The sequence below is a fragment of the Paenibacillus validus NBRC 15382 genome (assembly GCF_004000985.1).
In the GTDB taxonomy this organism is placed as follows: Bacteria; Bacillota; Bacilli; order Paenibacillales; family NBRC-103111; genus Paenibacillus_G; species Paenibacillus_G validus.
In genome coordinates this window covers 24,937-37,833 of record NZ_BIMH01000046.1, presented here as the reverse complement: position 1 = coordinate 37,833, position 12,897 = coordinate 24,937, and the positions used below count along the sequence as shown (strand labels likewise).

Annotated in this window: 12 protein-coding genes and 1 riboswitch; of the genes, 11 read left to right on the top strand and 1 reads right to left on the bottom strand. The window is 52.0% G+C overall.

Going from position 1 to position 12,897, the window contains the following annotated elements:
* Nucleotides 1–412 precede the first annotated feature (412 nt).
* Complete coding sequence (locus PVA01S_RS21765) at nucleotides 413–1,525, bottom strand: IS110 family RNA-guided transposase (RefSeq protein WP_127609504.1); 1,113 nt, start codon at nucleotides 1,523–1,525, stop codon at nucleotides 413–415.
* 142 nt (nucleotides 1,526–1,667) lie between these two features.
* Between PVA01S_RS21765 and PVA01S_RS21760 the strand changes: the two genes are divergently transcribed.
* From PVA01S_RS21760 to PVA01S_RS21710, 11 genes are all read left to right on the top strand, one after another.
* Nucleotides 1,668–1,982, top strand: coding sequence for a hypothetical protein (locus PVA01S_RS21760; RefSeq protein ID WP_174817606.1), 315 nt, complete (start codon nucleotides 1,668–1,670; stop codon nucleotides 1,980–1,982).
* A 30-nt stretch (nucleotides 1,983–2,012) separates the two neighbouring features.
* Nucleotides 2,013–2,957, top strand: coding sequence for a lysophospholipid acyltransferase family protein (locus PVA01S_RS21755; RefSeq protein ID WP_230875928.1), 945 nt, complete (start codon nucleotides 2,013–2,015; stop codon nucleotides 2,955–2,957).
* Nucleotides 2,958–2,976: 19 nt separating this feature from the next.
* Nucleotides 2,977–3,939 (top strand): metal-dependent hydrolase, encoded by a 963-nt coding sequence (locus tag PVA01S_RS21750; protein ID WP_127609502.1) that lies wholly within the window; start codon nucleotides 2,977–2,979, stop codon nucleotides 3,937–3,939.
* A gap of 129 nt (nucleotides 3,940–4,068) precedes the next feature.
* Nucleotides 4,069–4,150: riboswitch (cyclic di-GMP riboswitch) on the top strand.
* Between the two features lie 79 nt (nucleotides 4,151–4,229).
* A complete protein-coding gene (locus tag PVA01S_RS21745; RefSeq protein ID WP_236595912.1) occupies nucleotides 4,230–5,900 on the top strand; it encodes a GspE/PulE family protein in 1,671 nt (556 codons plus the stop codon).
* Between the two features lie 98 nt (nucleotides 5,901–5,998).
* Nucleotides 5,999–7,075, top strand: a complete 1,077-nt coding sequence (locus PVA01S_RS21740; RefSeq protein ID WP_127609500.1) for a type IV pilus twitching motility protein PilT — start codon at nucleotides 5,999–6,001, stop codon at nucleotides 7,073–7,075.
* Nucleotides 7,076–7,116: 41 nt separating this feature from the next.
* Nucleotides 7,117–8,334: a type II secretion system F family protein gene (locus PVA01S_RS21735; RefSeq protein ID WP_127609498.1), complete on the top strand. Its 1,218-nt coding sequence runs from the start codon at nucleotides 7,117–7,119 to the stop codon at nucleotides 8,332–8,334.
* Nucleotides 8,335–8,393: 59 nt separating this feature from the next.
* Nucleotides 8,394–8,771 carry a competence type IV pilus major pilin ComGC gene (locus PVA01S_RS21730; protein ID WP_054797388.1) on the top strand — a complete coding sequence of 126 codons (378 nt, stop codon included), beginning with the start codon at nucleotides 8,394–8,396 and terminating at the stop codon, nucleotides 8,769–8,771.
* Between the two features lie 78 nt (nucleotides 8,772–8,849).
* A complete protein-coding gene (locus tag PVA01S_RS21725; protein ID WP_054797389.1) occupies nucleotides 8,850–9,677 on the top strand; it encodes a prepilin peptidase in 828 nt (275 codons plus the stop codon).
* Between the two features lie 145 nt (nucleotides 9,678–9,822).
* Entirely contained in the window at nucleotides 9,823–11,040 is a 1,218-nt protein-coding gene (gene pilM / locus PVA01S_RS21720) for a type IV pilus biogenesis protein PilM (RefSeq protein ID WP_164751928.1), read from the top strand.
* Entirely contained in the window at nucleotides 11,037–12,050 is a 1,014-nt protein-coding gene (locus tag PVA01S_RS21715; RefSeq protein ID WP_127609494.1) for a hypothetical protein, read from the top strand. Before pilM ends, PVA01S_RS21715 begins: the two co-directional genes overlap by 4 nt.
* Nucleotides 12,051–12,061: 11 nt before the next feature.
* Nucleotides 12,062–12,895, top strand: coding sequence for a hypothetical protein (locus PVA01S_RS21710; protein ID WP_127609492.1), 834 nt, complete (start codon nucleotides 12,062–12,064; stop codon nucleotides 12,893–12,895).
* The last annotated feature ends 2 nt before the right edge of the window (nucleotides 12,896–12,897 follow it).

Below are 12,897 nucleotides of genomic sequence, written 5' to 3'. Positions count from 1 at the left end.
ATGACGCTGCTATGAACGTGACTTGTCAAGCCCCGCTGTTTTTCCGCTAGAGCGCTGTGCACGGAGGCAAAATGTGAGCGACGGTTGGCACACTGCTATCCGTGGGTTGGGTACCACATGGTAAGCCTACGTCAAAGGGAGCTTACGCTAACTTACATCGCACGTTCGGGGTTCACCCCTAGTGCAGCGTCAAAACGCGGATTCTCCCTTATACCTGTCCTTTGCCTCCGGGCACAATGCTCTAACGGGAGCTTGTCAAGTGATCTCCTTGACAAGCGGTTTTACACAACTCACAACACTTTCAATGGTTCACCAGCTTTTTGCTGGTGAACTCGCCTCACGGCGAGTGTGGGGGTGCAGGGGGCAAAGCCTCCTGCGTATCCCCAGCGGGGGACGGAAGGGGGGCAACCAGCTATGCTTCCTCCAATGTGTGCGCAACAGCCCAGATGAATCCTGTCAATTCCCGCGCAACAGCGCCAATAGCTATATTCGCAGGTCTTCCTTTCCCATAAACCAAACGCTTGTACTTACCATGCAGACGTTCTTGTGCTTTCCACGAAATCGCTTGAACTTCGGCTGATTGTCCGCTCAGTCGTTCTGCTAATTCCCCTTTGACGGCTGGGCTATAACGGTAGCTCCAGGAGGCTTCAATAATAGCTCGACGCAAATGAGTATTCCCTGCTTTTGTCATTGAGCCTCTCCGTACTGTTTGTCCCGAGGAGTGTTCGCGAGGCACCAATCCCAGATAGGCCATCAATTGTGCAGGAGATCGAAAGCGTTTAAAACTTCCAATCTCTGCTGCAATCGTAACGGCAGTTAATAGAGCTATGCCACGCAACGACTGCAAAACATGAATGACCGACGCTTTTGCGCCCTTGCTGGCTTCTTCCATAATGGAAGCCTCCAGTCGTTTCTGCCGTTGTTCAGCCTCATGAACAGCATATTTGTATTCTTTCCACATGGCTTGATGGGCGGGTTGCGTTTCAAACTTGAGCGTGTCCAGCCAATTCCGATACTTCTGCGTCCAGCGTCGTTTAATCGTGACGGGAGGATGAATTTGTTGCCGCAATAAAAATTTAATCAGTCGCTGTCTGGCACGATGTAAGTCCTCTCTTGCATCGGACCGTGCCCGAATAAGATCGCGCAGCGCTTCGTCTTCCCGAGTTGGAACGTAGATAGACGTTAGTTCCCCAGCACGAAACAGTCGTGCCAACTGCAGCGCATCGCGGCGATCCGTTTTAATACGATCACCTGCTCGCTTGGGAATAAGCGTGGGGGCGATTACACAACATTGCGCACCCATAGACGTAATCCACCGGTAGGCCTCATAGCCTGTTGGGCCAGCTTCATAGCAAAACGCTAGCGTTTCTTTGCCGCCCAGTTGTTTGATCAATTTTCGAAGCGCCTCGGCGGTGTGTGGAATGGTACCGTACCATCTAGGTTCTTCTCGACCTGCTTCAGCAATCGCAACTGCAATTTTTTCTTTTGAGACATCTAAACCAATGAATTTTGTGGTAGACTGCATACTAACAGCTCCTTTTGCTTTGTAGCTCTGAAATGGTTGGTTTCCCTACTTTCCATTCTAACCTACGATTTCAAGCAAATACGGAGCTGTCTCACGTTCATCATAACTTAACGACTATCGCTATATGATCGGCTGTGCCAGCATGCATCTGACAACGATCGCCGACGTGAACGAAATGTATACGCTGCTGCGGCGAAAGCAAGTCATCACCGACCGATTCGGCGTCCGGCCGCTGGACTCCCATCGGATCGCCGGACTGCAGCTCATTGAGAGCGAGCTGAGCGATAAAGATATTTTCCGCAAGCTGCCGCCGCTGATGAAAGGTTATCAATGGCTGGGCGCCGAAATCGGCGGCGAGCCGGCTTACGATGCGTTGTTCGATACGGTAGACTTCTTCATCGTTCTGGAGAAGGACCGTGTGACGAAACGGTATCAAAAGCGGTTTATGTCTAGATAAACGTTTATATGCGGAGGAGGCGTCAACGGTTTGTATGAATGGATCGCGAAAGTCACCGGGAACGAACGAATGTTACAACGTATCGCTCGATTCACAGGCCGGGTACCGCTCGGTATAATGGTTGCCGTTTGCCGCGCTGCGGCGCTGCTCTTGTATATGCTCGGCGGCGTCCGGCTGCGGCAGCGGATCCTGAGCAATATGCTTGAGCTGCTGCCTGATCGCAAGGTGCGGGATCTGAAGAGCGTTCGTTATCGTTATTATGAGAATGTCGTCTTTGCCCTCTACGAAATAGCGATTGAATCCTACCGTCTGCCGGCCGGCGGAACCGGACGTTTCCGGGTAGAAGGCGAAGCCTGCTTGGAAGAAGCGCTCCGCCTGGGCCGAGGTGCGATCGTGTATACACCGCATTGCGGCAACTTTTTTTACTACTATTGGTATCTATGTCAGAAGTACGATTGCTTGACGGTTGCGACTGCAGGCAGCGAGGAGCTAAGACCGTTCTATTTAAAATTTCAAGCGCTTGGTTGTCCCGGGCTTGATTATGATCGAACGCCGTCATTGGAGCTGCTTCGTAAACTGAAGAAGCATCTTCATAACGGAGGCATCGTATTTTTGTTAGGCGATTTCTGGCGTCCGACATTCCCGCCCTCACGGTTTTTCGGCAAGCAGACCCGGACGCCGCAAGGCGCTTCGACGCTGGCGATTGAACAACAGGCGCCGCTTGTTCCGTTCTACGGGCGGCGGGATCGCGGGTTTGTTCACCGGTTAACGTTTGAACCGGCGCTTCACTTATCCTCGTCTTTCAGCCGTTCCACCCGTTCCGAGGCGACCCGTTTGTTGAATCGGTTCATGGAACGCGTGATACGCGAACATCCGGCGCAATGGTTTTATTGGTTTAACGCTCAGGAACGGTGGGAGCAGGAATGCCGTACTGAAGCGGAACAAGACGCAGGGAAAGAAACGCATTCCGCCTAAACGGCAGGGGGTGTCCGAGATGGATACGGGTAGCCATCTGTTATTCGGGACGACGCTGACGGGCTTGGCCATGCTACATCCGGAGGTGTCCGCTGATCCGGTTTTGTTTCAAGCGATGCTGACGGCGACGATGGTCGGTTCGCAAGCGCCGGATTTCGATACATTGGCGAGAGTTCGCGGTTACTCGACCTATATTCGGGTGCATCGCGGCGTAACGCATTCGCTGCCGGCGCTGTTCGTTTGGCCGCTAGTGTTGGCGCTGCCGATCGCCTGGACGTTCGGGGTGTGGGCGCATGTCGGCCTGCTGCTGGCCTGGATATTTGCCGCGGTAGGTTTCCACGTATTGCTGGACTGGTTTAACGCTTACGGCGTTCAGTGCTTTCGTCCGTTTACCCGAAAGTGGCAGCATCTGGACGTATTATCGATCTTCGATCCGTTCCTGTTTGCCCTGCATGCCGGGGGCGTTCTATGGTGGATAGCGTCGGGGACGAATCCGGGCCTGTTGTTTGTGGCCGTTTATGCGGTGACGGCGGGATATATCGCAGTCCGCGCGGCACATCACCTCCGCGTCGTAGCTCGCGTCCGGCACCAGCTGCCTTACGAAGGCATTTATCAGGTTGCGCCCGGGTTTCACTGGTTTCGATGGCAGTTCGTGGTGGAAACGGAGGATTGCTTTTATACAGGTCATGTGCGGGGGAAGCATGTCGAGGTGAAAGACATCTACGTCAAGGAAGCATTCGATTCGATTGTCGAGGCTTCCAAGTCAACGGACGGCGTAAGAGCCTTCCTGCAGTTTGCGCAGCGGATTCATGTCTCTTGTTCGGCAGGACAGGACGGTTATGTCGTGAAGTGGAGGGATGTCCGCTTCTGGTATAATCATCAGCTGCCGTTCGGTGTCGATGTGATGCTGGATCGCGATATGAAAGTGACGGGTTATTCCTTCGGCTGGAAAAAGAAAGCGTGGGCCCCGCCATTCGTCTAGTCTAGGGCAAATTCGAATAATATTTGTCGAATTATGACGAAATAATAGGGTTTAAGATCTATTTTTCATTGACGACTTCGTATGAATTGTGCTTAAATAATAGTAGATAGGGCATGATTTTCATATTATTTCTTCAGATGATGCGATGAACGGCTGTCTTCATGTGGGCGCTTGGACAGCTGTGAGCAACTAGCGCAACCGACCTGACTTTTTGAAGTCGGGTTGTTTTTGTTTTCAAGGACTTTATCGTTTGGGGCTTGGGTACATATTCGGATCGGGGGGAACGCGTAGTGGCTCTACGGAAACGGATCGGCGACCTGCTCGTGGAGGCGGGGCTGTTGACTCCAGAGCAGCTGTCGACGGCTCTGCAGGAACAGCGGGAAACGAAGATGCGGCTCGGCGAATTTCTTATTAACCGCAACTACATCACCGAACAGCAATTGATCGAAGTGCTCGAGTTCCAGCTGGGCATCCCTCACATCCAGTTATATCGCCAAAAGATCGATCCGAAGGTCATTAATCTTATTCCTCAGCGGCTTGCCGAACAGCATCAAGTGCTCCCGGTGCGTACGGAAGGCAACAAGCTGATTCTGGCGATGGCCGACCCGCTCGATTATTTCGCCATCGACGAGCTGCGCATGAGCACGGGACTTCGCATCGAACCGACTATTGCGGCTCGGGACGAGCTGCAGCGGGCGATCAAGCGTTATTACGGCTTGCAGGAATCGGTCGAGCAGATCAGTCAAATCCTGCAGAACCGGGAGATCGAGGAAGCGAGGCCGCAGACCCGGGAAGACGACGATTCGCCGGTTGTCAAGACCGTGAATCAGATTATAATTCAAGCGGTTCAGATCGGCGCCAGCGACATTCACATTGATCCGCAGGAAGACAGTCTTCGCATCAGGTACAGGGTGGACGGCGTTATGCGTACGGAGCGTTCACTGCCGCCTCACATGCAGAGCGTCATTATTGCCAGGGTCAAGATCATGGCGAACTTGAACGTCGCCGAACGACGTCTGCCGCAGGATGGCCGGGTGGAGATGGATATTGAATTCCGGAAGGTCGATATTCGGATCTCCACGCTCCCGACTATTCACGGCGAGAAGGTCGTGATGCGGGTGCTCGACCTCGGCAGCGCCCTTACGGATATCGAGAAGCTCGGGCTTTCGGAGCATAACTTGGGATTGTTTATGAAAGGGATTCAAGGCGCGCACGGTGTCGTACTGATTACGGGGCCGACGGGAAGCGGGAAGACGACCACGCTGTATTCCGCTTTGTCGAGGCTTAATCATGAGGACGTCAACATCATTACGATTGAGGATCCGGTGGAGTATCAGCTGCAAGGCATTAACCAGGTTCAGGTCAATCCGGTAACCGGTTTAAGTTTCGCCCGGGGACTGCGGGCGATTCTTCGTCAAGATCCGAACATCGTCATGATCGGAGAAATCCGCGATGTGGAAACGGCGGAGATCGCTGTCCGCGCCGCGATGACCGGTCATATGGTGTTGAGTACGCTGCATACGAACAGTGCTGTGAACGCCATCACCCGGCTGATCGATATGGGCGTCGAACCGTTCCTCGTCTCTTCGTCGGTCAACAGCATCGTCGCTCAGCGCTTGGTGAGGCGAGTTTGTCCTTCGTGTTCCGTAGCGTATTCGCCGTCCGAGGATGAACGGAAGCTGTTCGAGGCTCACGGTTTTGAGGCGCAAACGTTGAAGAAGGGCCAAGGCTGCGCAGAATGCGGCCGCAGCGGGTATCGGGGACGGCTGGCGATTCATGAAATCTTGACGCTCGACGATACGCTCCGGTCCATGATCCTGCAGAAGAGGCCGGACAGCGATTACCGCGCCTATGCGCTGACCCAGTCTTATGTCCCGCTTGTCAAGGATGGGCTTGCGAAAGCGGCTGCGGGTTATACGACGCTGTCTGAAATATTCAGAGTGATCGGGAATGAATCATAAGCATTTCTAATACATAGTTCTATAGATGTATGTTCGCTATAAGGAAATAGTTCGAATTAACTAATATTTAATGGCAGATCACCCGGATTATGCGTATAATGATAATAAATGGGAAATTGGGGGGGTCTGATTTGAGCGTAATTGACTTGTTGAAGCTGGCTTATGAGAAGAAAGCTTCAGATATTCATATTACCGTACATTCGCCGGCCGTGTTTCGGATTCACGGCGATCTCAAGCCGGTTAACGGCGAGGTGCTGACGCCTGCCCGCACGGTCGAGCTGGCCCGGGAGCTGATGACGAACGAACAGTATCAATCGTTTATGAGCAAGGGCGACCTGGACTTTTCCTATGGAATACCGGATGTGTCCCGGTATCGTGTCAACGCTTTTCAACAGAAGGGAAACGTCAGCTTGACGATCCGCCTGATTCCGAGCAAAATCCCGCAGATGGAAGCGCTCGGGCTGCCAGCGATGGCCGAAGAGTTCGCGAAGAAGCCGCAGGGCCTGCTCTTGGTCACGGGGCCGACGGGAAGCGGGAAATCGACGACGCTGGCGGCGATTCTGGACTACATCAACCGGACCCGCAACGATCACATTATTACGCTCGAAGACCCGATCGAGTTTGTTCACAACCATAAATCCTGCATTGTCAACCAGCGTGAAATCGGCGTTGACACCGCTTCGTTCGCGAGCGGCTTGCGTGCCGCTCTGCGTCAGGATCCCGACGTCATCCTGGTCGGCGAGATGCGCGACTTAGAGACGATCAGCACCGCCATCACGGCGGCCGAAACCGGTCACCTGGTGTTCGGAACGTTACATACCGCGGATGCGCCGCAAACGATAGATCGCGTGATCGACGTATTCCCTCCGGAGTCGCAGCAGCAAATTCGCGTCCAGCTTGCTTCGGTGCTGCTCGGCGTTATGGCGCAGCGTCTCCTGCCGACGGCTGACGGACAAGGCCGTGTCGCTGCTATCGAAGTGCTGGTGAACACGCCGGCGATCGCGAACCTGATTCGTTCCGAGAAGGTGCACCAGATTCGCTCCGCCATGCAAACCGGCAAAGCGCAAGGGATGCAAACGATGGAGATGTCGCTGCGCGAACTGCTGCAGCAGCGCGTTATCACGATGGAGAGCGCCCGGGAAGCGATGTTCGGCTTCGCAGATCTGAACGGTTAACGGCCATACATCTGAGTTTATGCGAAACGGAGTTGAGACCGGTGCCCAAGTTCGATTACAAAGCCGTGGACGATTATGGCCGCTATTACAAAGGCACCCTAGAAGCCAAAACGTTCCATCAAGCGATGGAGGAGCTGAAGGGCAAAGGGCTTTGGATCCTGGAACTGATCGATCAAAGCAAGAGCCTGCTTCGCAAGGAGCTGAAATTCGGCGGCGGGCCGAAGGTCAAGACGGAGCATTTCACCGTGTTTTGCCGTCAGCTGGCAACCTTGTACAAATCCGGGATCAATCTGGTGGAAGCCGTGCGGGTCCTGAGTGAGCAGACGGAAAGCAAGGAATTTCGCAAAATCTTGACCTCGGTCAGCGAAGAGATGGCCCGGGGAACGCAGTTCTCCGCAGCAGCAGCCCATTACCCGACGGTCTTCACAGGGATCTTCATCAATATGATCCGTGCGGGGGAGGCCAGCGGCAACCTGGACGAAATGCTGACGCGGCTCGCGATCTTCTACGAGAAAGAATATTACACGAAACAAAAGGTGAAATCGGCGATGGTGTATCCCGCCATCATGGGGGTCGTTACCGTCATCGTCGTGATCATATTGATGACCTTTGTCGTTCCCAGGCTCGTGGGGAACTTTGCGACGATGGGGTTGGAGCTTCCGCTTCCGACTCGGATCGTCATTGCCGTCAGCGACTGGATGAAGCAGTTTTGGTACGTGGTTATGATGTTCTTGTTGGTACCGTCTTTCTTGCTAAGAATGCTGAAGAAGCATCCCAAAGGCGTGTACGGCTTGGACTATATCAAACTGAAACTGCCTGTTTTCGGAAAGCTATGGCACAAGCAAAGTTTGTCGCGGTTCAGCCGGACCTTCTGCTCCTTGTTCGCAGCTGCGATCCCGATGCTGCAAATGATGTCCATCGTCTCTACCGTAGTCGGCAACGAAGTCATCGCGAAGCTTATTCGCGACTCGCGTGAAGGCTTGCGGGCGGGGAATTCCATCGCGGAGCCGTTCAAAAATTCGTGGCTGTTTCCGCCGATGGTCGTGCAAATGCTGCAGGTGGGCGAACGGACAGGGGCGCTCGACACCATGCTGGAGAAGGTGGCCGAATTCTATGAAGCCGACGTCGATGCGATGGCGGATCGTCTGAAGGCGCTTCTGGAGCCGATCATGATTTTAATTTTAGCGGTTATCGTCGGCGGTATTGTGCTGGCGGTCATGCTTCCTTCATTCAAGCTGATGGAGAACATGGGCGGCTAATGCCAGGGAATGAGTCAAGGTTTGATCACATCGTTTAATTATGGAGAGGAGAATGAACAATGGAGACTGTAATGAAAAAGCGGTTCAAGCTGACGAAAAATCAAAAAGGGATGACGTTGATCGAGTTAATGGCCGTTGTCGTGATTTTGGGGATTTTGGCCGCAGTGGCCGGAGCGGCAGTGACTAGAGGATTTACCCAATCCCGTGTGAGCGCAAACGAATCGACAGAGAGAATTGTTCAAGATGCGTTGCAAAGACACTTTATGGAAACGGGCGGAAATCCTACCGCCGCATTGACTGACGGTGCAGCTGTCTTGCAGGAGTTGTTTACTGAAGGCTACCTGTCGAATGTGCCGACAGGTGTGACTGTAACGATTACGGACGGAGATAATGCAAACGACGGTGTGTATACAGTTACTGTTGCAACCACGCCGTAGGTAAAAATAGGCCTGAATATTTAAGAAAGGTAACCCCAAGTAGGGTTACCTTTCTTAACTCTTACTAAGGAGCCTGTGATGAGCCTTCTGAACGACACGTTAGCTTTATATAAAGCGTTATTCCAAGCGCATCCGCTTCTTCTCCCGTTAGTATCGGGTATCCTCGGCCTGTTCATCGGAAGCTTCTTGAACGTCATCGCCCTGCGCATTCCGAAGAAGGAATCCTTTGTTTACCCGCCGTCGCATTGCGTGCACTGCCATCATCGGTTGGGCGCGCTCGACCTGATTCCGGTTTTCAGTTATGTGCTGCTAGGAGGGAAATGCCGGTACTGCAAGGCTCCGATCTCGCGGATTTATCCGTTCGGAGAGTTCGTTACCGCCATATTCTTTGCAATCACTTCTGGTGTAATCGGTCTGAAGCCCGAACTCCTCGTCGGACTGTTTCTTGTCGCGATTTTATCCGCCATTACTTTAACGGATGTCAAATATATGCTGATTCCGGATAAAATCATGATCTTTGCCGTGGCGGTTGGGCTTATTCTGCGATTGTTCATTCACGGGCTCCCTTTATGGAACTATGGGGTCGCAGCATTAGTCGGAGGCGGCCTGTTGTATGGGATAGCCTGGGCATCGGAGTTCTTTATGAAGAAGGAAGGGATGGGCGGAGGAGATATCAAGCTGTTTGCTTTTCTCGGGCTCATGCTGGGTATCAAGCTTACCTTACTCACGATCTTTGCCGCTTCGTTATTCGGACTGATCGGCGGGCTCATTCTACTCAAGAGCAGCGGTCAAACAAGGGATGCGCATATTCCTTTCGGCCCCTTTATTGCGCTCGGCGCGATATGCTGTTATCTATGGGGAGACGCGTGTATCCGTGCGTATATAGACCTGCTCATCGCCATTTGATTTGCAATGGGGCCAATTGGAAATCGTTATGATGTCTTTTCATCGAATGACTATGATAAAATATAGACGTATATATTCGATTATTTTCGACAATTACCAACATTGAATGCTCTCAGGATTTATAGAGAAAGGAGGGATGGTCACTATGCCGAATCGGTTTTCTTCAATTGTACAATTATTCTCTCCCGTGACATCCTCTCTAGGACTCGAAATCACTGATTCATCCATAAAAATGACCGAATTGCGGCTGCATAAATCCAAGCCTCCGGAAATTAAAGCTTATCATGTTGAGAAGCTTCCGAAGAAAGCGGTCGAAGACGGACGTATTCTCGAGCCCGTTACCGTAACGCGTGCCCTGCAAACTTTGACGGCCAGGGTAAGCCAAAAAACAAAGTTCGTACATATGGTGCTGCCAAGCCAGGCGATTATGGTTCGTTTTTTGAAATTTCCGGATATTGCGCATAAAGATTTAGTCCGTTTGGTCGACTTCGAAATGAAGCATCATATCCATTTGCCCTTCGATCAGCCCGTATACGATTTCGTAAAAATGAACGGTACAGAGGCCGGACGTCTAACGGGTCATTCAAGCAGGCGGCAGAAGAAGATCGTTCATAACAAACTCCCGGAAGCAAGCAAAAGCGATGATTTATTCGGACAAGCTGCGGCTTCCAAAGAATCGGTCGGCTTGGATCTGAAAGGGGTAGACGGCCTCTTCGGCGATTCCAGACAAGCAGAGGAAGGACCGCAAGTAGAGAAAACGCAGTGCGAAGTGATGCTGGTAGCCGCTCCCCGCGAGCTGGTAGACGAGTATATGCATGCCGTGAAAGCGGCAAATTTGAAAGTATCCAGCTTGGAGATCAAGGCGTTGTCCCTATATCGGGTTATTGAATATATGGATTTTGCGGATAAGCAGGGCACATTGTTGGTGCTTGATATTAACGAGCGTTTGGCGGACATGAGTATTTTCCACGACGGAATGCTGAAAATCACACGGACCGTACCGGTTTCCTTCAGCGAGAAGGAAGAAGGGGGCGCGGCCTCGGACATCGATCAGCTTTTCGCTGCGTTCTCCGATCCGGATGCCGATTTCCGCGGTTCATGCGGCGATTTGGCACATGAGCTGGAGCGGCTGATGAATTTTTATCGCTACACGTTGAACAATCGTTCCCAGGAGTTTAGCCGGTTGGTGCTGGCCGGGGATGTAGGCCGGTTGAACGAGATCGCCGGGCTGCTTCGGGAGCGATTGCAGCTCGAGATCACCATGTTATATACCGAGCGGGTGCAGGTGCAGAACATGTTCCAAGACCTGTTCCCGGTGTACGCCGTTCCGATCGGCTTGGCCTTGCGGGGGAATTCGACATGATGAACATCAACTTAGTTCCTAAAATTCCGAAAATACAGAAATACTTCGTTCCCTTATTAGTTACCTCGGGCGCTGCATCGGCGCTTGCTGCTGTGCTGCTTGTCACTTTTCATTTTTATCTGGAAAAGGGATTGTCCGATAAAGCGGTAGCGGTCGAGAGGCTTCAAGCGGAAGTGCGTGCGGTAACTCAGCAGCGGGTTCAAGATCCGATAACGGCTGATTTCCATCAGTTTGCGAATGAGATCCAGAAGCTCAAAAATGAGCGATACGATTGGATCCCTGTGTTCGAACTTCTGACCTCCCAGCTTCCGGAAGCGTCCAGACTACTGAACATGCAAAGTTATGAAACAGCAGCGTCAGCTGCGCCGAATAACGCCGCTGCAGCTTCTATGGCTTCCGAGCCGCAACGTTCCGTCAAATTACTCGGAGAGTTCGCCAGCTTACAACAATCGATGGAATACATGGTTCGCCTTCAGCAATCGGCTTTAATTGAAGCCGTCCATGTTGAAAGCATTACGCGGGCTCCATTGAAGGTGACAGCGGACGCGGGTAACCAACCGGTTGAATCCGGCTCGGGCGCGAATGCGGAGACAGGGAAGATTGATCGTACCGAAGCCTATATCCAATCGTTGGAAAATTCGCTCAAGCCTGAGGAAACGAAAGGCGATCAATTGTTGAACGAGTTGAACTGGATGATTACCAAGCAGATGGTAGACCAGCAATTTGATTTACAAATCCCGGATACACCGGACAGATCCGGGAGCAGCCGGTCTGATGTATCGGCGCCTTCAGCCGCCGGCAAGTCAGCTATCACTGCGGAAGATATCAGCCAGGCTCAGCAGCAATTGGAACAATTTAAGAAGCAGTCGCCCTCAGCCTATTCGAATCAGACACCGTCAAACCGTGAGACCGGTGCAAGTTCCAACGCAGCCGTGTCTGAACCAACTACAGTTTTTAAGTATTCAGTAACCATTGAAGTAAAGTTAAAGGCTAAGGCTATATCAAAATAGGGGTTCGATACATGCGGAAGATGGCCGATTATTTGAACTATTTGAAGTCTCCTTACACGATCATCGGGAGCGTAGTGACCGCAGGTTTAGTTGTGAATATATACCTAGCCTTTGTTTTTGTGCTGCCGCCATATTTGAATGAACGTCAATTTAACAATCAGATTGATGCGCTGCAGCAGCAAAAAGCGGCTATTGAAAATAAGCCCATTCCCGCCAAGGTAACGGATGAAGACATCCAAAAGCTTGTCGAGCAAGTGCCGACCCAAGAAGAACTGGTCCGATTCCTCTTGTCCATAAGGGAGCTCGAGGCGAGTTCAGGCGCGATAATCGAAACGGTTTCAATGGGAAACGTGTCTTCCAACGATCCATTAACTGCGTTAGGCCTGACTTCGGGCAATGAGGAGGCACCCAGTACCCAGCAGCAAAATCGTTCGAAAAGTTCCACTGCCAACGGGAGTTCTTCCTCTCAAAAGCAGGCAAAAAATGATCAAACAACGGTAGCTCACGATTTGACCATCGCTATTAACGGCTCCTATCCAAGCACGGTCGATTTTATAAACGGCCTTTATCAGATGAACCGTTTTGTCAATGTACGAAAATGGACCGTTACGGCGGGGAATACGAACCCGGCATCTTCTGGAATGATTGCATCCAAAGCTGCTGACGAAACTCGTGAAAATACGCGAATGGTTATAGAGATCACGATATTTTCGGCAAATGCTTACGAAGGGAAATTCAAGGAATTACCGCCGTTATCGCCCCATATCGTCGATAAGCGTCTTGACCCGACATGGACGGAAGAACATTTCCAGGCATTGCTAAGAACAACGCAGCCGCAGCAGTAGGA

What these genes read in the sequence shown, in the direction of transcription:
- PVA01S_RS21765 (WP_127609504.1), bottom strand. Translation starts at nt 1,525, where the DNA reads ATGCAGTCTACCACAAAATTCATTGGTTTAGATGTCTCAAAAGAAAAA.
- PVA01S_RS21760 (WP_174817606.1), top strand. Translation starts at nt 1,668, where the DNA reads ATGCATCTGACAACGATCGCCGACGTGAACGAAATGTATACGCTGCTG.
- PVA01S_RS21750 (WP_127609502.1), top strand. Translation starts at nt 2,977, where the DNA reads ATGGATACGGGTAGCCATCTGTTATTCGGGACGACGCTGACGGGCTTG.
- PVA01S_RS21740 (WP_127609500.1), top strand. Translation starts at nt 5,999, where the DNA reads ATGATAATAAATGGGAAATTGGGGGGGTCTGATTTGAGCGTAATTGAC.
- PVA01S_RS21730 (WP_054797388.1), top strand. Translation starts at nt 8,394, where the DNA reads ATGGAGACTGTAATGAAAAAGCGGTTCAAGCTGACGAAAAATCAAAAA.
- PVA01S_RS21725 (WP_054797389.1), top strand. Translation starts at nt 8,850, where the DNA reads ATGAGCCTTCTGAACGACACGTTAGCTTTATATAAAGCGTTATTCCAA.
- pilM (WP_164751928.1), top strand. Translation starts at nt 9,823, where the DNA reads ATGCCGAATCGGTTTTCTTCAATTGTACAATTATTCTCTCCCGTGACA.
- PVA01S_RS21715 (WP_127609494.1), top strand. Translation starts at nt 11,037, where the DNA reads ATGATGAACATCAACTTAGTTCCTAAAATTCCGAAAATACAGAAATAC.
- PVA01S_RS21710 (WP_127609492.1), top strand. Translation starts at nt 12,062, where the DNA reads ATGCGGAAGATGGCCGATTATTTGAACTATTTGAAGTCTCCTTACACG.